Origin of the sequence: Shouchella rhizosphaerae (genome assembly GCF_900142675.1) — a bacterium.
GTDB lineage: Bacteria > Bacillota > Bacilli > Bacillales > Bacillaceae_D > Shouchella > Shouchella rhizosphaerae.
Window position 1 is genome coordinate 271,425 of record NZ_FRBS01000004.1, and the last position, 17,763, is coordinate 289,187.

The 17,763-nt window shown below is 39.7% G+C and carries 21 protein-coding genes and 1 pseudogene; 1 reads left to right on the forward strand and 21 read right to left on the reverse strand.

What is annotated here, in order from left to right; all coding sequences use genetic code 11:
• Positions 1-78: 78 nt before the first annotated feature.
• The 5 genes from BUC05_RS13045 to BUC05_RS13070 all read right to left on the reverse strand — a co-directional run bounded on the left by BUC05_RS13045 (position 79) and on the right by BUC05_RS13070 (position 6,599).
• The gene (locus tag BUC05_RS13045; RefSeq protein ID WP_011245930.1) at positions 79-1,824 is read right to left on the reverse strand and encodes an adenine deaminase C-terminal domain-containing protein; all 1,746 of its coding nucleotides are present in this window, start codon (positions 1,822-1,824) and stop codon (positions 79-81) included.
• A gap of 303 nt (positions 1,825-2,127) precedes the next feature.
• The gene (locus BUC05_RS13055) at positions 2,128-3,180 is read right to left on the reverse strand and encodes a 23S rRNA (adenine(2503)-C(8))-methyltransferase ClbB (protein WP_011245929.1); all 1,053 of its coding nucleotides are present in this window, start codon (positions 3,178-3,180) and stop codon (positions 2,128-2,130) included.
• A gap of 404 nt (positions 3,181-3,584) precedes the next feature.
• Positions 3,585-4,517 carry a glycine betaine ABC transporter substrate-binding protein gene (locus BUC05_RS13060; RefSeq protein ID WP_011245928.1) on the reverse strand — a complete coding sequence of 311 codons (933 nt, stop codon included), beginning with the start codon at positions 4,515-4,517 and terminating at the stop codon, positions 3,585-3,587.
• Positions 4,518-4,576: 59 nt separating this feature from the next.
• Positions 4,577-5,413, reverse strand: coding sequence for an ABC transporter permease (locus tag BUC05_RS13065; RefSeq protein WP_063608640.1), 837 nt, complete (start codon positions 5,411-5,413; stop codon positions 4,577-4,579).
• Complete coding sequence (locus BUC05_RS13070) at positions 5,382-6,599, reverse strand: quaternary amine ABC transporter ATP-binding protein (RefSeq protein ID WP_011245926.1); 1,218 nt, start codon at positions 6,597-6,599, stop codon at positions 5,382-5,384. The genes BUC05_RS13065 and BUC05_RS13070 overlap by 32 nt, the downstream gene beginning before the upstream one ends.
• Positions 6,600-6,848: 249 nt before the next feature.
• Here BUC05_RS13070 and BUC05_RS13075 point away from each other — a divergent pair, with 249 nt between their 5' ends.
• On the forward strand, positions 6,849-7,391 hold the full coding sequence (locus BUC05_RS13075; protein WP_011245925.1) for a GbsR/MarR family transcriptional regulator: 543 nt from the start codon (positions 6,849-6,851) through the stop codon (positions 7,389-7,391).
• A gap of 397 nt (positions 7,392-7,788) precedes the next feature.
• Here BUC05_RS13075 and BUC05_RS13080 read toward each other — a convergent pair whose 3' ends face one another.
• The 16 genes and pseudogenes from BUC05_RS13080 to BUC05_RS22150 form a co-directional block, all read right to left on the reverse strand.
• Complete coding sequence (locus tag BUC05_RS13080) at positions 7,789-8,889, reverse strand: AimR family lysis-lysogeny pheromone receptor (RefSeq protein WP_035202082.1); 1,101 nt, start codon at positions 8,887-8,889, stop codon at positions 7,789-7,791.
• A 301-nt stretch (positions 8,890-9,190) separates the two neighbouring features.
• Positions 9,191-9,511: a hypothetical protein gene (locus tag BUC05_RS13085; protein ID WP_073304948.1), complete on the reverse strand. Its 321-nt coding sequence runs from the start codon at positions 9,509-9,511 to the stop codon at positions 9,191-9,193.
• 242 nt (positions 9,512-9,753) lie between these two features.
• Complete coding sequence (locus BUC05_RS13090; protein WP_073304950.1) at positions 9,754-10,092, reverse strand: hypothetical protein; 339 nt, start codon at positions 10,090-10,092, stop codon at positions 9,754-9,756.
• Between the two features lie 23 nt (positions 10,093-10,115).
• A pseudogene (locus tag BUC05_RS13095) lies at positions 10,116-10,414 on the reverse strand (polymorphic toxin type 50 domain-containing protein); the annotation flags it as partial.
• A 230-nt stretch (positions 10,415-10,644) separates the two neighbouring features.
• Positions 10,645-11,001 (reverse strand): hypothetical protein, encoded by a 357-nt coding sequence (locus BUC05_RS13100; RefSeq protein WP_073304952.1) that lies wholly within the window; start codon positions 10,999-11,001, stop codon positions 10,645-10,647.
• A gap of 318 nt (positions 11,002-11,319) precedes the next feature.
• Positions 11,320-11,760, reverse strand: a complete 441-nt coding sequence (locus tag BUC05_RS13105) for an SMI1/KNR4 family protein (RefSeq protein ID WP_073304954.1) — start codon at positions 11,758-11,760, stop codon at positions 11,320-11,322.
• A gap of 73 nt (positions 11,761-11,833) precedes the next feature.
• A complete protein-coding gene (locus tag BUC05_RS13110; protein WP_073305158.1) occupies positions 11,834-12,265 on the reverse strand; it encodes a hypothetical protein in 432 nt (143 codons plus the stop codon).
• A 253-nt stretch (positions 12,266-12,518) separates the two neighbouring features.
• Positions 12,519-12,989, reverse strand: a complete 471-nt coding sequence (locus BUC05_RS13115) for a hypothetical protein (protein ID WP_073304956.1) — start codon at positions 12,987-12,989, stop codon at positions 12,519-12,521.
• A 242-nt stretch (positions 12,990-13,231) separates the two neighbouring features.
• Positions 13,232-13,531, reverse strand: a complete 300-nt coding sequence (locus BUC05_RS13120) for a contact-dependent growth inhibition system immunity protein (protein WP_011245917.1) — start codon at positions 13,529-13,531, stop codon at positions 13,232-13,234.
• A 16-nt stretch (positions 13,532-13,547) separates the two neighbouring features.
• Positions 13,548-14,045 carry an RNase A-like domain-containing protein gene (locus BUC05_RS21630; RefSeq protein ID WP_244153307.1) on the reverse strand — a complete coding sequence of 166 codons (498 nt, stop codon included), beginning with the start codon at positions 14,043-14,045 and terminating at the stop codon, positions 13,548-13,550.
• A 199-nt stretch (positions 14,046-14,244) separates the two neighbouring features.
• Entirely contained in the window at positions 14,245-14,676 is a 432-nt protein-coding gene (locus BUC05_RS13130) for a hypothetical protein (protein ID WP_011245915.1), read from the reverse strand.
• Positions 14,677-14,678: 2 nt separating this feature from the next.
• Positions 14,679-15,104, reverse strand: coding sequence for a hypothetical protein (locus tag BUC05_RS13135; protein WP_142237559.1), 426 nt, complete (start codon positions 15,102-15,104; stop codon positions 14,679-14,681).
• Between the two features lie 215 nt (positions 15,105-15,319).
• Positions 15,320-15,541: a hypothetical protein gene (locus BUC05_RS13140; protein ID WP_035202084.1), complete on the reverse strand. Its 222-nt coding sequence runs from the start codon at positions 15,539-15,541 to the stop codon at positions 15,320-15,322.
• Positions 15,542-15,556: 15 nt separating this feature from the next.
• Entirely contained in the window at positions 15,557-16,324 is a 768-nt protein-coding gene (locus tag BUC05_RS21745; RefSeq protein WP_244153308.1) for a hypothetical protein, read from the reverse strand.
• A gap of 262 nt (positions 16,325-16,586) precedes the next feature.
• Complete coding sequence (locus BUC05_RS13150) at positions 16,587-16,889, reverse strand: contact-dependent growth inhibition system immunity protein (RefSeq protein WP_073304960.1); 303 nt, start codon at positions 16,887-16,889, stop codon at positions 16,587-16,589.
• Positions 16,868-17,536: an RNase A-like domain-containing protein gene (locus tag BUC05_RS22150; protein ID WP_302466543.1), complete on the reverse strand. Its 669-nt coding sequence runs from the start codon at positions 17,534-17,536 to the stop codon at positions 16,868-16,870. Before BUC05_RS22150 ends, BUC05_RS13150 begins: the two co-directional genes overlap by 22 nt.
• Positions 17,537-17,763 lie beyond the last annotated feature (227 nt).

Genomic DNA, 17,763 nt, shown 5'->3' on the forward strand with positions numbered 1-17,763 from the left:
GTCACACCTTTCGAGTATTGTGCAATCTCTACGATGCGTGTCTTTTTTAAAGTTTTAAAGCACCAAAGTAATTCTATTTTAACGCATTATCGCCGGAAATAGTATTCCTTTCTTCCGAACATCGTAGATCCCCCGTTGCGTTACCCGAATATAAGGCAAGTGCGTAGCTGAAAAAAACTGCAAACTATACATCGGATCTTCAAATTTGTAGCCCCGTTCCCGCAGGAGGCTGACAAACGACTGTTCTTCTGCCATAATGTCTTCCATTGGCGCCGCGGACATCATGCCGAGAAGAGGCAAGCGGACACGGCCGATCACTTCCTCATTCTCGACGAGAATGAGCCCGCCCCCTTGTGCTTTTAATTCATTGAACGCTTGGATCATGGCTGGAATCGATTTGCCTATCAAAATGATATCGCCTGTATACGAATAGGAACTGGCCATGCCCATTACCGCCGTGGCAAACCCTTTTAATGTAGTCGTCACAAGCCATTTGCCCTGCTTGTCGACCATCGCAAAAAACGATTCGTCATGGCCTGTCGCTAACTCCGTTGCCGCCGTTTCCAACGTCGTTTGGTAAGGCTTTAAAATGACCGCGTTTGTCATTTCAATTCCCATCGGCATCGAAAAATGGAGCTCATCTTCACCAAGACTCCAGTCGATGTGAATCGGGCCAATCCCATAGTCGCCCCACTCAAATGGCGCTGTTTCTTTTCCTTGTGGAGTGCCATTTCTTAACACCCACTGCCCTTTAGCCAAAACGCTTTTAGGCATTGGATTGTCCATGCTTTCGAGAAAGTTCAAATGGGCAATGCGGCCTGGAGCGATCATGCCGAGTTTATGGTCGATATTATAATAACGGGCGACATAATAGGTAGCCATACCGTATGCATCAACAGGATCAAGGCCGGCTTCCAGGGCGATTTTAATACATTGGTTCATTACACCATCTTTGTAGAACGACGGCGGCGAACCATCAGTCGTCATCAAACAACGCCCAAAATAATCGACGCCTAGCTCCTTCAATTCTTCAAACAAGCGAGGCAAATCAGGGCGAATCGAAGAATAGCGCAACGACACGGTGTACCCGAGGTCCAAACGGCGCACAACTTCTTCACCCGTAATGGCTTCGTGGTCGCACGTCACGCCAAGAAGCGCCATTTGCGACAGCGTTTTTTCAGAAGCTCCTGGCAAATGGCCTTCAATTGGCTTCCGCAGCCTCGTTGTTTCCTGCATCCAATGCAATGTCGTGTCATCGCCTTGCAGCACTTTCGGCCATGACGTCAGTTCCCCTCCTTGCACCACCAAATGGTGCTCCAGCCATGCCTTCATTTTTGAATTGGAAAACATTTCATCTTTGATTAACTCGGTTTGTGAATCGTAGCGTGCCCACCAGTACATCGTTGTCGGCAATTCTTCCAGTTTCTCGATCAAGGAAAGCGCTTTCTTTTTTTCCAAGTTCAAAAAATAAACCAAGTTGTCATTGATTAGCGTCGTCGTCCCACGCTCAGAAGCATATTTTGCCAAACTGTATGGATTATACAGTTGAAATGGATGGGCGTGGTGTTCAATATAGCCAGGAACAATGTATTCCCCTGTACAATCAACCACTTCCGCATCGCCTATCTGCTCTGGCAAACTTTTGCCGACATAAACAATTTGGTCATCCGCAATCCAAATATTTGCTTTCAGCCATCTTCTTCTGGCATGGTTTAAATACGTAGCATTTTTTAAAACGATTGTTGGCGGGCGCTCCCCTTTTACAACACTTAGATGTTCCCGCAGCCTTGTTTTCGTCCAGCGGTGAATCCGCTCCGTGCTCATCATTATCACTCATTTCATCTCGTCAATCTTAGTTTTATTTTACCATATAAAGAACAGCATTTGATTGTTAAATGTGACATTTCTTCACATCTTTTTTGCTATCGGCTATTTGTGATCCTTTGTCTACTTAACATTCAAACACACTTCTACCACTATATATCCGCCATTCTCCTTTTATGTCAATTTCTTTATTGAAAAGGAACTTTAAGACAAGCAGCTTCGTTACATAGAGCAAAAAGCCCTTGGTAGAACAAGCCAACCAAGGGCCAAGACGAGGAGCGGCTCCCTCATGCTTGAAGGAATTCACCTTTTTTTCGCCTGATACTGACCATATAATTGGCCGCAGGCGGCATCAATTTCTCTTCCAAATTGACTCCGAATCGTTACAGGAATTCGAGCTGATTTTACGACACGGTAAAAAGTTTGCAGTTTCTCTTCTATGGTTTGGCCATAGTTTTCAGGCGTACCCACAGTCGGATTGTAGCGAATCAAATTGACATGATAGAGATGGGGATAGCGATTGTTTAGAATCCGTTTAACAAGTGCTTCTGCATGTTTCTCCGAATCATTGACACCCCGAAGCATGACATAAGCAATATATACTTTTCTCCCTGTCTCGTGAATATGCTGATCCAATACATTCATTACCTGGTCTAACGGGTACTTGTTGTTAATCGGCATCAACTCGCTGCGCTGATCATGAAAAGGAGAGTGCAGTGAAAACGTTAGGTTCATCTGAGGAAAGCTGCTAGTCATTCTTTGGATGTTTGGTATGATGCCAACCGTAGAGACCGTTATTCTTCTAGGACTTAATGCAAATAGTTGCCGATCGACAAGCACATTCAAAGCATCAAATATCCTTACATTGGCTAGCGCTTCGCCCATGCCCATAAAAGAGACACTATCTAAGGAATGCCCCTTCAGATAAAAATAGAGCAACTGGTCTGTCATCTCGTCTGCTGATAAGTTTTGTTTTAACCCAATGGCTCCTGTCGAACAAAACGTACACCCTAACCCACAGCCACATTGAGAAGAAATGCAAAACGACTCCCACCCTGCTTCATAATGCATTCTTACGGCTTCCACTTGATTGTTTCCCGCTACTTTTAGCAACACTTTAGTGACTTGTTGAGACGTTGTTTCTAGCACCGGCTCTACTGTAAGGATGGAAGGACCAAATTCGTTTATGAGCGATTCTCTCAGTGCTTTTGGCAATGTGGTCATTTTATTAAACGCACCAATACGATGTTTGAAAATCGCTTCAGTAATCTGTTTATACCGGTACGTTGGTTCATTTAAAGCATTCAAAAAATGTTTTAATCGTTCGTATTTTGTCGCATGATTGACAACTTTCATTTTGTACGCGCCTCCTAATAGATAAAATTTCAATATTAGGAGGCTTTTTCATGTACGGGCACCGCTTGTTTCATGCTTCACCTACTTTCATGCATAGAAAAAGACACCGATTTAGAAACCGGTGTCTCATTCCATCGCTCGATATAACAAAGAAGCTTTTTTATAGAGCCCATTCATCTTAACCCTGTATGAAAATGAATAGCACTCCACATCGCTACTTTCTTAATTTAGAAGACACGATACTTCCGGTCACTGTTTTTATGGTATGAAGTTTATTTATCCCATCATTCATAAAAACAGTAGCCATTGTATGTTGCCTCCTTTCATTCGTTAGAAGCATAATAACATGTTATCTGTTAATCTGCCACCACTTTTTGTTCGTTCATTTCACTTTGTTTCGTCCATTATTCAGCTTTCAAATCTTCAATCGAATCAATATCCATATAACTTGGCACTGCGAGGCCGATGCGTGGCTCGCCATCAAGGTTGACACCTAAATCGTCGACTTTGCTTTCATCGAAGAAGCTGCCGTGTGTAATTGGCAACCATGCAGCCACACTTGCATCTTGGTCGCCAGATTCAAGCGATTTCCACATTGGCCCGTTTTCAACAACACTCAGTTCTACGTCATAGCCAACTTGCTCAAGAGCAAGGGCAAGCACATTGGAAGAAGCTACTTCTGAATCCCAGTTTACGAGCACAAGGGAGAATGATTCTCCATCGACTGTATCAACGCCGTCAATCCATTCATCGACTTTTTCTTGGTTGTTATCAACCCACTCTTGAGCAGCTTCTGCTGGATCAGCGCCTTCATGCACAGCGAGCATTACTTCGTTCATGTCATCTTCGCTCCAGAAGAAATTATCAACGACTTGATAGCCTTCAGGCTTCTCGCTTTCCAAACCTTGGCGAGCAATCGTATGAATCTCTTCTGTACCGCCAAATGAACCTTCTGGATCATCCAAGTATTTCAAGTCATAGGCAGCAAATTTCCAATGTGGATTCCATGCCGTTACAACGATGGGCTCGTGTTTTTGGATGGCCGTATCCAACGCTTGTGCCATCGAAGAGGAACTAGATGTTTGCAAAGTCAAGTTTGTCAAATCATAGTCCTCAATCGCCCGCTCTGCTGCTTGGGAAACGCCTGCGCCTGGGTCAATCCCCGTAATGACCGATAAATCTTTTTGAATATCTTCTTTGGAAATCATACCTTCATCCGTAGAGCCAACTGGCTTAGAGTCTGAACCGTTGCCGTTGTCATCCCCATTTCCGCAAGCTGCAAGTGTTACGGCAAGGGCCAATCCTGTCGCTGTCATCGTGACGTGTTTTACATTCATTTCATTACCCCCTGAATTTAAATCTATAGTGAAAAGAGCGATTGCCGCTCTTTTGCCACTTATTCGCTTTGTTTTTTGTTAAAACTTTGCGTTAAACGGTCGAGAATAATCGCCAATATGACAATCGCAATACCACCTTCAAAGCCATTGCCAATGTTATTTTGTCCAACTGCACTGTAAACAACCTGGCCAATTCCAGTTGCCCCGATCATGGCCGCGATCACAACCATAGAAAGGGCAAGCATGGTACTTTGGTTAATCCCAGCCATGATCGTTCCCCGAGCCATTGGCAGTTGCACTTTAAATAGTTTTTGCGTGCCTGTTGAACCGAATGCGTCTGCTGCTTCTATTAATTCCGTTGAAACTTGGCGAATACCGAGGTTTGTCATGCGGACCGTCGGCGGCATGGCAAATATGACAGAAGCGACAACGCCAGGAACCATGCCGATGCCGAAGAAAGCAACAGCTGGAATCAAATAAACAAATGCAGGCATCGTCTGCATAAAATCAAGTACTGGTTTGATAATGGCTTCTGTACGGTCGTTTTTCGCCATTAAAATGCCAACTGGAACACCGATGACGACAGAAATCAGACAAGCCGTCAAGACGAGTGCCAACGTATCAAGCATGCCGTTCCAAAAACCAAGGCTGTCAATTAACAACAGGCCGAGGATTACAAAAAGGGTCAAGCCCCATTTGCGGTTTGTCCAATACGTGAGCGCCGCAATAATGAGAACAAACAACCAGCTTGGCGGCAAGGCGATGATCCAGTAAATCCCGTCCATGACCTTTTCAATCGTAAAATCAATACCATTAAAAAACCAAGCAGCATGCTGCAGCCATTCTACAAACGCTTCAACCCAACTACCTAGTTCCAGACGGGGTAGAAAATCCATTAAAATCAACCTCACTTCCCGATAACGCTCCAAGAACGGCGCTTCTTACAATAATGCCTTGTAGTTTGTTGCCTTTAATGACAACAAGAGGCACGGAACTGCTCGCAAGCTCCTCCATCAATTCATTAATTGGCGTGTCCATTTCGACTTTCGGCACATCTGTTACAATAATGCTGTCAATGCTATTAATATTTTGCTTGATTAACTCCGAAACATCGCTCGCATGGACGATTCCAACTAGCTCCCTATTCCGTTTCGTTACATAAATGCTAGAAATTTTCGCATCGCGCATCCGTTGCAAGGCAACACGCGGTCCGTCTTTTTCCAAATTAATCGTTTCTGGACGGATCATGACATTTTCCGCTGTAAATACTTTTGAGCGGTCCACATCCTCAACAAACCGCTCAACATAATCATTTTCCGGTTGTGTGAGAATTTCTTCAGGCGTGCCAATTTGCACGACCGAACCGTCTTTCATAATCATGATGCGATCACCGATACGGAGCGCCTCATCCAAGTCATGGGTAATAAAAATGATCGTTTTGTTCATCGTTTCTTGCAAATCTAATAATTCGTCTTGCATATCTTTCCGAATGAGCGGATCAAGCGCAGAGAACGCTTCGTCCATTAACAGGACATCCGGATCATTGGCAAGGGCACGGGCAAGCCCTACACGTTGCTGCATTCCGCCAGAAAGTTGCGAAGGATAACTATTTTCGTATCCTTTTAAGCCAACAAGTTCAAGCGACGATATCGCTTTTTCACGGCGCACCTGCTTCTCAATGCCTTGCACTTCAAGGCCATACTCCACGTTTTCAATCAACGTCCTTGTTGGAAACAAGCCAAACTTTTGGAAGACCATGCTCATCTTTTTGCGCCTAACTTCCCGAAGGCTTTTCCCATCCATCTTAGCGAGGTCCTCACCGTCAATCCAAACACTTCCTGATGTCGGTTCAATCAAACGGTTCAGCAGCCGCACAATCGTTGACTTACCGCTGCCCGAAAGCCCCATAATAACAAAAATTTCACCGTCTTCGACTTCAAAACTTGCTTGGTTAACACCAACCGTGTGGCCAGTTTCTTTTAATATGTCCGCTTTGGATTTTCCTTGTGCCAACATGTCCAGAGCCCGTTTCGGTTTTTTCCCAAATACTTTTGTCAAGCCCTCAACCCTAATTTTTGACAAGTTTTCCACCTCTTCACTTCAGTCGTGCTGCTTTAGACCTTGTAACTATACCTTATTTACAATTTTTTAATCAAACATGATATATCATTCTTTTAGTCGATATTTTTCATACAGTTTAAACTGTACGAAAGCAATGGTCGGTTTCCTTCTATTTGCTCGCAGATGCTGGCAGATGCTGTACTTTGTCATGCTATCACCTGTTTTTGAACTTTGTTACACTCTCTATAAGCAGGCCACTGGAGGAATGACATGGAGAAGGCAAACGAGCATAGCAACGGCGTTGACCAGCAACTTCAGGAAATCAGAGAACAGTTTATCCATGAGCTTTCGACCAATTTTCATCTATATGGCATTAACGAATCAGTCGGTCGTCTTTATGGTACGCTATTATTTGAAAACGATACTTTAACGCTTGATGAAATGAGCCGGCGCCTAGGGATGAGCAAAACAAGCATGAGCACTGGCATTAGACAGCTTGTTGATGCCAATATGGCGCGGAAAGTGTGGAAGAAAGGCGTCCGCAAAGACCTTTATATTGGAGAAGAAGATTGGTACGCTTCTTTTATCGCGATTTTTTCGAAAAAATGGCGCCAAGGAATCGAAAACAACAAAAAAGCAAGCGTGCAAATGGAAAAACGCTTGCTTGCATTACAGAAAGAAACCCCCGAACAAGCAGAAGTCATCGCTTCCGACTTAAAAAAAATCGCCCATGCCAAAGCATATTACGACTGGCTCGACCGCTTTATCGACTTTTTAGAGAGTGGCGAGATTTTTGAGCATTTGGAGAAATGATAGAAAGTCTGAATATTTTATACCTGGCTCCTTGTATAAGTTTTTTAAGGAGCTGAGGAACAAGAAAAAAGAAGCTTGTTAATTTAAGCTTCTTTTTTTCTTATAACCTTTAGTCTAATAAATAACACTAAGCCACTTTATTCGCTTTTCTAAACATTTCTTTGTTCCGACGGCTTGCGTTTAAAATTACTCTCTACAATTCCGAAAAGGTAGTTAGCAATGACGCGTGAAAATACGTGAAAATAAATGAAGTAATAGAACAGTTCCTAGTATCTCAAAGTGTTATGGATTGATGTAATTTGTTCCTCCTCCTTGAGGTTGGATGGTTCCATCGTAAGACGCTGAGACACCAAAAATAACTGTCAACATAAATACCACTACTAACACTTTTTTCACATTAAAACCACCTTTTTATTAAATTTTTTAGTTCACGTTCTACAATTCCATAATAATAAATATGCCCAGAATCAGCAAACTTTCTCATTGATTGCAAATAAAAATCCACATTTTTTGTCGCTTTTCCTTTATAAAATAATAGAAAAGGAGTGCTTTTCCCTTGTGTTTCTAAGTCAGCAATAAGCGATAAAGCTTGTTGATTTTCGCCCCGAACAATATATTGATGAACACGCTCTTCACTGACGACGTTCTCAATATCAAAAACTTGACCAAGCATATTGCGTGCAAAAGGAAAAAACTCATTTTCGAGACTAATTTTGTAATGGTCCAATGTTGAAGCAGCTGCATAGTTGATTGATTTCTCGTAACTATCGATACATAGCCCGGGCTTATTTTGAACGAGATAAATTTGGCCTAACCCGTGATAACATGAGCTTAACATGCCGTCCGAAGATGATTGATTCACAGCAGAGGCCAAGAAATAATTTTCTGCTTCTTCAAAGCGCCCTTCATTATATAGTAAGACTGAGCCTATTAATATGGAATACTTTGAAGCCAAAACACTTTTCATATAACAAGGTTCCGTTTGTTTAAAAGCACTTCTCATTCTATTTTCAATAATTTTTGCCCCACGCAATGTTTGATTTTTAAACGATTGCGCTAACTCTAAAAATTCTAAGCGCATTCTTACCATTGGATTCATGGTTGTTGCATATAAATTTCTAGCTTTTTGGAGCGACTCTTCTTCGTCAATTTGATTTGTTAGTATATCATATATTAATTGATAAACACGAACCGATTCCCAAAGCAACTCATCTTCTTTATGAGTGTTAATAAGAATTTCTAGTATATCAAATTGCTCATTTAGTGCAGCATACTCAAACGCGTCCCGGACATGCTGCAGCTTCTTTGCCGATGCCGCATATACATTCATAAGGGGAATGAACTCGTCAGGCATTAAGTGTTTTGCAATAAGGAGCACTTCTTCAAACGAGTACTCATCACTATTTGCTAGTTCTTTCATACGTGCTTCGTTTAATAAAGGATTGGCCCACCCTTTTTGGCGCAAAAGTGTGCCAGCTTTTTCTTTTACTTCAAGCAATGTTTATCCCTCCTCCCGAAATAAAGTTCCATACTAGTGCTATCCTAGTACTTTAGAACGAATAAGACAACAGGCATGGCAATTTTCCCAATATGCTTTTTGTTAAAAACTGGTGTAGAAGGGAGTATCGGTGGGTGGTTGGGAAAATGGACTACTACCTTACTTTCGGATGCTAGCTTTACAAGCATTCGATCTGTTCCTTTACAATTTGATCGATGAGATTAATAACTTCTTGCATATTACGAGTGTTCAATTAATTTCTTCCCCTCGTGATCCGCACATTGGCAAATACCTGTTCAATTTATTGTTCAGAAACATTAATCGAAAAAATTTCTCCAAAATGGATGTTTGCTAATTGTTTACCTCCATCACACAGCTTTAAATAATTATCCTTTCGTTCAATTTTTGTGATATTTTTCAAATCAACATAAAATACATCACTATTTTTGTACTTCAAGAAAATACTAACTTGCTGTTCATAAGTACGTATATACATAGTTAAACTAAATTTCGACTTAGTTCTTGAATACTTAATATTTCCATCTTCTACATTTCCGGATAAACTTTCTCCTTCTGTAAGAAATAACTCTAGTAATTCATATTCATCATACTTTACAAACACACTCTCACCTTTTCTATTTTGGAGTTACAGTAAGTACATCTCCAGCTTCATTTGCAATAACCCTCACATCGTTTTATCAAAAATCTATGTACCTGATATATTACCTGGTAATTTTGTTCCATTACTTAGTGCATCTACTATAACAGAACATTTTTCTGACCGTCGGAGCGCGACATGATTAAATAAAAAACCTGTAAAAAGCTTTAGCCAATCAAGGTCAAAATTGAAATACAACTATTATTTTATTTGGATCGTTCTCTATCCCATACCTTCTTTCCGTCAGGTAAAAATACTGCACTTGGGGGATCGTCATAGAGAGAAATTTCGACCAATGAACCTTTCTTTTGTATTAACCAATTGTATACATTGCCTTTGTTATTACTAGGATGAGATAAGAATTTATTTACAATAAATACAGCAGCATCATATTCTGTATAATCTATATCATCTTCATCTAATCCATTGTCTGTTTCGAAAACTGTATCTAGTTCGCCAATAATTCTTAATCCATTTTCCCATTCTATTATTATGTCACTATCTTCATAATTTATTAAAGTTCCGATTAAAGAGTCATACCCCATACGCACCCTCGTTTCTTTTGTTTTTATGGTCTTGATGGTATTATATGAGCGCCGTCTTTTCCATAATGTATTAATCCTTTAGTAGTCGTATGATATTTACCAGTATTACGATCATAGTATTTACCTATCGGTTCACCAAAGTCCACTCTCTCTTTATTTTTGGTCACAGTGGTTCCTTTCCCGGCAAACTTATCAAGTAATTCTTATGCTTATTATCGCCATAGAAGATATTCTTGTGTTTTCCATTTGCAAGTTCTTGTTTGTAATTTGGAGTATGAGGAATATGCTTCTTTTGTGCACCTGGCTTTACTTTAACTGGAAATCAATCGGCATGAGCTCCTTGATCGATCCCGTGCGCTTTTTTGCCAGATAAGTTAGTCTTTAACAAGCATCCTCTTAGACATGACACAGCCGTTTAATCCATACGAAGCTTGTATCTTATATAACCGTCCCATCAGGATTTAGTACATACATTAGCCACTCTTTTTCGATGCTAAATATAAAACCATTGAAAAACGAAACCGCTTTTCAAGGTGATTTTTTGTTTCCTACTCATTTTTCCAAGGATTGCTTAGCTAAATCAATAGCAACCGCAAGCTTAATTTGTTTTTGTTTATTGAGTCCTTGAATATATTGGGGGACCGACATAAGCTGAACTTCTGGTTCAACTTTCGTGTTATATCGATTTAATTCCACTACCGCGATCATATTATCATTAATTAATACTTTATAAATATCCTCGCCTTGCTCAGGTATCCAATGAAGGATATATACAGTGTTCATTTTCGGATAAATATTTCTTAGCACTTCAAGTAATCTTTTTTTCTCTTCGCTCCCGAAAAGCGATTCTTTCGATTTAATAAGCTGTTCTCTTAATTCTTGCTCAGTTTTTCTTCCAATTAATTTCATATGTACCACTTCCTTCATTGATTATTTTATTATTCCAGGTGTAACTGTCACTAAATTCCCATGCTTATCTACCAAAATAGTCATGGTTGAAGTCGGTTTGAAATCATTGAATTTATCAAATTCTATTATGAAGAGTCTAAAGTAAACTTCTCATTGTATAACTTGAGGGTAAACATTTGTTGGTACCACCTATCCAATGTTCCATACTCTTCCCCCTCATTTACAGCTTGTTCCCTTCTTCTGCCACTCACTAGGTAGCCCCTAAAAAAAGCCTTAAAAGGTATTGAACCAATCAAGGTATTAGCTTTATTAACGTTCTTACTCGGTAAGTAACTCCAGGTAATACTTATCATTTTCTTGTATCTTTCTTAAAAATTCTTCCAAGGATGTCGCAATTTGAATATCATAATAATAAATTGGGCTTTGATTATTTTCATTTAACTCGATTGACATTAAAGCTGATTCACTACCTTCAAAAAATATTAATTTATTATTCTCAAACTCTTCATAGATCTCTATGTCTGGATAAAACTCGAAATCATTAACTCTCAATCGAAAATCTCTTACTGAATAAGGATCCATAATACGATTAATATTAAACTCTGAACCTTTAATAAACCCGTAGCCAACCTCACTATAAAAATTTACTAGCTCCTTTGGAAGTTTTAAACTCAGTTCCTTCTCAACTTGTTTTATTTCATTCTCAGTCACTTGATAAAAGCTATTTTCTTGGTTTGCCTTAATAAATTTATAGCTCATTATTTTTTGCCTCCTTTACATTAAATAAAAAACCTTGAAAAGCATTTAGCCAGTCAAGGTTTCATAGGTATTCCTACCAATTTCCTCTTTCAAAATCTTCATTATCAAGTTCTTTGACATACACTGAAATCCATAATACCGTATGTTTAACAGGGTCTGTTTCAATAAATATTCCTTTTGGACTACAGTACACTTCTTCAAAATCATCATATTCAAAGCTTGGCTCTATCTTTAGCACCTCGTCAATGTGCATTCCTACCCTAATTTTATTAAATAAAGTACCATTATAGTTACTTGTAGCAGTTATTTTAAATAACTTACCATTTAATAAGTTAAACCATAAATCTAATGAGTTATCTATTTCATATCTTATTAAATATTTACCTAATAGTTTCGGTTGTTTACCATATTGTTCTATTATTGAGTAAAACTCATTAATGTGGCTATATAGCTTTATTCCGCCCATCCCTTTCCAAGGAACGATAGGTGCTTCTAAATTAATCAAATATATCACTTCCCATCTCCATGTCTGCCTCCACCAGGTGAAACTTGTAACTGCGTTATATTCCTACCATTTCCTGGATTATTAATTTTAATTATTTGTGCACCAGAGCGTGATTTAGAAGAGGCTCTTACAGTAACATCATAACCTTGACTCTTTAAAATTTCAGCAATTTCATCCGCATTCTTTCCACTAAATACACTAGGGTTAGATTTTATTGAGTTAATTGTAACTCTACCATTACTAATAACATTATCTATCCCCTTCCCCCAGTCTCCACCTTCCTCACCTTCGACAAGTCATATCCTAGTTCGGCCACTTTCGCTGGCTTCACTAAGATAAACGTCGTTGCCAAGGCTTTCTCCCCGAGCGAAGCTTCTGGGTCGGCCAGCGTGAGGAAGTCACCGAAGAAAAAGTCGACCACTCCAGCAACAACGGGATTTTCATTCAACCTCTCCTCGTTCGGAGGGTTGTTCTCAAGATACGTGTTGATAGCTGCGACTTCTTGATCCGTAAACATATATCCTGGTGTGGTGACTACTTGCGACGTGTCCGTTTGAATCGCTTGGGTACGGAGCTGGGCTTGGTACCATTGGTATGGGATCGGCATCAGCTTTTTCAGTTGCCGTGTCAGGATCGCTGGCGACACCGTCGCGTTAGCGGGCAAAGTCGATAGGCGCGCAAATAACGGGAAATACGCCGGGGTAACGGCATGGGTTGCTCCCATCGCTGGCGCTCGGCACGCTTGTAGCGCCTGTTCATTGCTTAGGATGGCACTGACAAGGAAATAGTTTAAATACTAACTATTTCTGCTAAGAGCAATAAACATTAGATATTCCCTGTTCTTCTTATTTGATTATAACGAGTTCGTTGTAAATGAACACAAAAAACCCGAAAAATGGACTTTTTTAAAGTGTCCACTTTTCGGGGCGCAGTTCAATTTAACCAAACAAGGTTCTTTAAATATTTTTATTTTGTTTTTACAGCTTCCTTCATTTGCTGTACTAATTTATTTAGCCACTGTAGAGGGGTTAACTCAATAGCTGGAAAATAAACTTCTGCATTGTTTTGGATAAAACTTTCTTTTTCTTGTTTTGTTAAATTGCTGTTCAAAAACTTCTCACAATCCTTTATTGTAGACAGCAGGCATTCTTTGCTAACTTCGTTTATAAACTCATTTAACGCTTGCTCAGGGGAACCGATATCTTGATGAAATGTACCTCCTAAAAAATCCTCCAACTCCTCTAGATAATCATAACTATTATACATAAAATATCCCTTCTTTCTATTTAACAGGATAACCTGTCAAAATAAAACTACCATTTTTATCCTTCCTCAATATAATTTTTGCGTTTGTAACATTCTCGATTACTTCTGAATTTCTTGTAACACTTCTATCAATTATTTCCCCATCACCTTTGAATTTTAATGGCAACGTGGGTCTACTATTTGGGTCAGACAGCCATTTTTGGATTTTCTCCATATTTTTAGGGTCTTTAAGAACTGTATCCGCAACTCTTTCAGCTGTCATTCTATCCTTAAAAGTAGAAGAACCAGTAATTTTAGGATTACTTTTCAATCTCTCCAATAGTTGTTCATCTGTTTTTCCGATATGTCTATCTATTAAATGCCCACCTTTTACCTCATGTGCAGCCAATCCACCACCAGGTGCAAGAGAACTCTTATCTCCTGGTTTAACATTATCTATCCCCTTCCCCCCAGTCTCCACCTTCCTCACCTTCGACAAGTCATATCCTAGTTCGGCCACTTTCGCTGGCTTCACTAAAATAAACCTCGTTGCTAAGACTTTTCCCCAAGTGAAGCTTCTGGGGCGGGCGAGCGTGGGAAAGTCGTCTAAATAATAGTTGACTGCTAGGGTAAAGGAATAACCCGATTCTAATACACCCTGACCGTCGGAGTGTCTACATGATTTAAATAAAAAACCTTGAAAAGCTTTAGCCAATCAAGGTTTCATAGGTTTGCTACCAATTTCCTCTTTCAAAATCTTCGTTATCCAGTTCTTTAACATAAACTGAAATCCATAATACCGTGTGTTCTACAGGGTCTGTTTCAATAAATATTCCTTTTGGACTATAGTATACTTCTTCAAAATCATCGTATTCAAAACTTGGCTCTATTTCCAAAACCTCGTCAATAGGCATACCAATATAAATTTTATCAAATAGCTTTCCAGTATAGTTCTTTAATGCAGTTATTTTGAATAATTTCCCATTAAATAAATTAAACCACAAGTAAACTTCATCTTTAATTTCATATCTCACTAGAGATTTCCCTAATAGAGCATCCGCATCATTGAGATTATTAATAATGTCATAAAATTCACTGATATGACTGTAAAGTTTTATTCCACCCATTTCCTTCCATGGAATAATGGGAGCATTCAATAACACCATAGTTACCCTCCTGTGAAAATTATTGTTGCTGTCTCTTTTCCATCTGTTTTATATGCACTTTCGGCTCCATCAACTACCTTTATGATACCTTGGTCGTTCGTACTAATTTTCACATATGGACTTCCTCCGTGTCTCCCACCTCCAGGTGATACTTGAACTTGAGTAATATTCCTATCTCCCCCAGTATTATTTATCTTGATAATTTTTGCTCCTGAACTTGATTTAGTGGAGTCTTTTACAGTAACGTCATAACCTTCATTTTTTAGCATTCGGGCGACTTCATCCGTCGATTTCCCTTTGAATGCAGTTGGATTTGATTTAATTGCATCAACAGTGACTTTACCATTATTGAGAACTGCATTACCCGTACCCTTCCCCCCAGTCTTCACCTTCCTCGCCTTCGACAAGTCGTAGATGACTTCTCCCACTTTCGCTGGCTTCACTAAAATAAACGTCGTTGCCAGGGCTTTCTCCCCGAACGAAGCTTCTGGGGCGGTGAGCGTGAGGAAGTCGTCTAAATGAAAGGTTGTTCTGCTGGGGTAAAGACTATGACGTGATTTTAGTACACCTGACCGTCCGAGTATCTACATGATTTAAACAAAAAAACCTTGACAAGCTTTTAGCCAATCAAGGTATACAGCATCTATATCTCAATTTCTTTCCATAACTCTCGAATACTTTTCCCATCTATTCGTCCATCCACAAACAATTCATTTGATGTTTTAAAGGATTGAGAATAGCTATCTCTAACTCTTGTTAAATAGTACCCATCTTCATTTCTGCTAATCCAAAAACTTTGATTTCGATAGTAGAATTGAAACTCCTCTCCCATCGCTACTCTTTGTTTTAATTCTTCATAATCCATAGTATCACTCCTAGATTATCTATTAAACGTACCATCACTATTCCATTTAAAAATATGTTCATGTGGCCATTCAGGATGAGTCTTAGCATTACCGTGATTAGTATAATCAACGTCTCTCACAGCCCTGCCGTCAGGTCCATAAAATCTCCTAGTTTTTATTTCACCAGTATTCTTGTCTGTGATATCTACTGATGAATTTGGTGTACCCTTAGCAGGATTTGGAACCGATGTTGTAGTTGAATGATTTGCAGTGGGTGTAACATCAATTGTCTTACCTTTATTCGATTTCACTGTTTGCTTAGGAATTCTCCCCGCACCCTTCCCCCCAGTCTTCACCTTCCTCGCTTTCGACAAGTCGTAGATGACTTCTCCCACTTTCGCTGGCTTCACTAAAATAAACGTCGTTGCCAAGGCTTTCTCCCCGAGCGAAGCTTCTGGGTCGGCCAGCGTGAGGAAGTCACCGAAGAAAAAGTCGACCACTCCAGTAACAATGGGATTTTCATTCAATCTCTCCTCGTTCGGAGGGTTGTTCTCAAGATACGTGTTGATAGCTGCGACTTCTTGATCCGTAAACATATATCCTGGTATGGTGACCACTTGCGACGTATCCGTTTGAATCGCTTGGGTACGGAGCTGGGCTTGGTACCATTGGTATTGGAGCGGCACCAGCTGTTTCAGTTGCCGTGTCAGGATTGCCAGTGAGACGGTCGCATTTGCCGGCAAAGTCGATAGGCGCGCAAACAACGGGAAATACGCCGGGGTAACGGCATGGGTTTCTCCCATCGCTGGCGCTCGGCACTCTTGCAGCGCCTGTTCATTGCTTAGGATGGCACTGACAGGGAAATGGTTTAAATTCTAACTGTATCTACTCAAGAATAGCAAAAACCATTTACTTATTTTTACATTTATTGTTCTTATTAGTTATATTTGATTATAATGGGTTCGTTGTAAAAGAACACAAAAACCCGAAAAACGGACTTTTTTAAAGTGTCCATTTTCCGGGGGACTGTTCACTTTTAGCCAATCAAGGTCTTTTATAATAATGTTATTTTGTTTTAACAGCATCTTTTATTTGTTCAATAACTTGATAGAGCCACTGAAGTGGTTCTAAACCTGTAGCGGGAAAGTACACACCATCTGCACAAGACTGAATGTATTCATTCTTTTCGATATCTGAATACTCACTTTCAATAAAATCTGTTAAAAAGATAATAGCAAATTCCAGATACTCTTTACTTTCCTCTGTTAATAATTCTTGTAATGCTTCATCTGGAGAATCAATATCTTGATGAAAAGTTCCAGCCAAGAACTGAAAAACTGGTTCTTCTAGTTTGTTAGAAGACAACATAACATCTCACCCTTTAGTATTAATTTGGATAGCCAGTTAGAATATAATTCCCTTCTCCATCCTTTTTTCAAGACAATTCTAGCATTTGTCATATTTTCAACAGTTGTAGAACCTCTTTTTACTCCACGTCCAATGACTTCGGTTCCTTCATAAGTCAAGACTAAGTTTGACTTACTTTGAGGATTACTTAGCCAAGATTCAATCTTTTTGTTATTTATATCGTTTAAGACCTCACTAGCAACTTTCTCAGCAATAGCCCTATCTTTAAAAGTAGAAGAGCCATTAATTCTAGTATTATTTCTTATTCTTTCTAATAATTCTTCATCAGTTTTTCCAACATGTCTTTCAATCAAATGCCCACCTTTTACCTCATGTGCAGCCAATCCACCACCAGATGCAAGAGAACTCTTATCTCCTGGTTTAACATTTCCCCCAGTCTCCACCTTCCTCGCTTTCGACAAGTCATATCCTAGTTCGGCCACTTTCGCTGGCTTCACTAAAATAAACGTCGTTGCCAAGGCTTTCTCCCCAAGCGAAGCTTCTGGGTCTGCCAGCGTGATGAAGTCCCCGAAGAAAAAGTCGGCTGCTGGATCAAATAAGGCTAATGTTATTCTTATACGCGATCCCATAGGCGCCAACACGGGCATCGTTGGTCGATCCGTGTATACGATAGTATGTTAACCTTTAACAATCAACCTTTTGACACGCCCCATCCATTTAAAAACCATACGAAGCTTGTGTCTTATAGAAACTAGAGTTATTTTTCTAAATGTATAATAACAGTTTAGTTTTAATCACCTATTGCTGATGTTATTAAGTTATCTGAAAACCGAGGATACATTTTAAAAGTTATACGTACTGTATGATTCGTAAA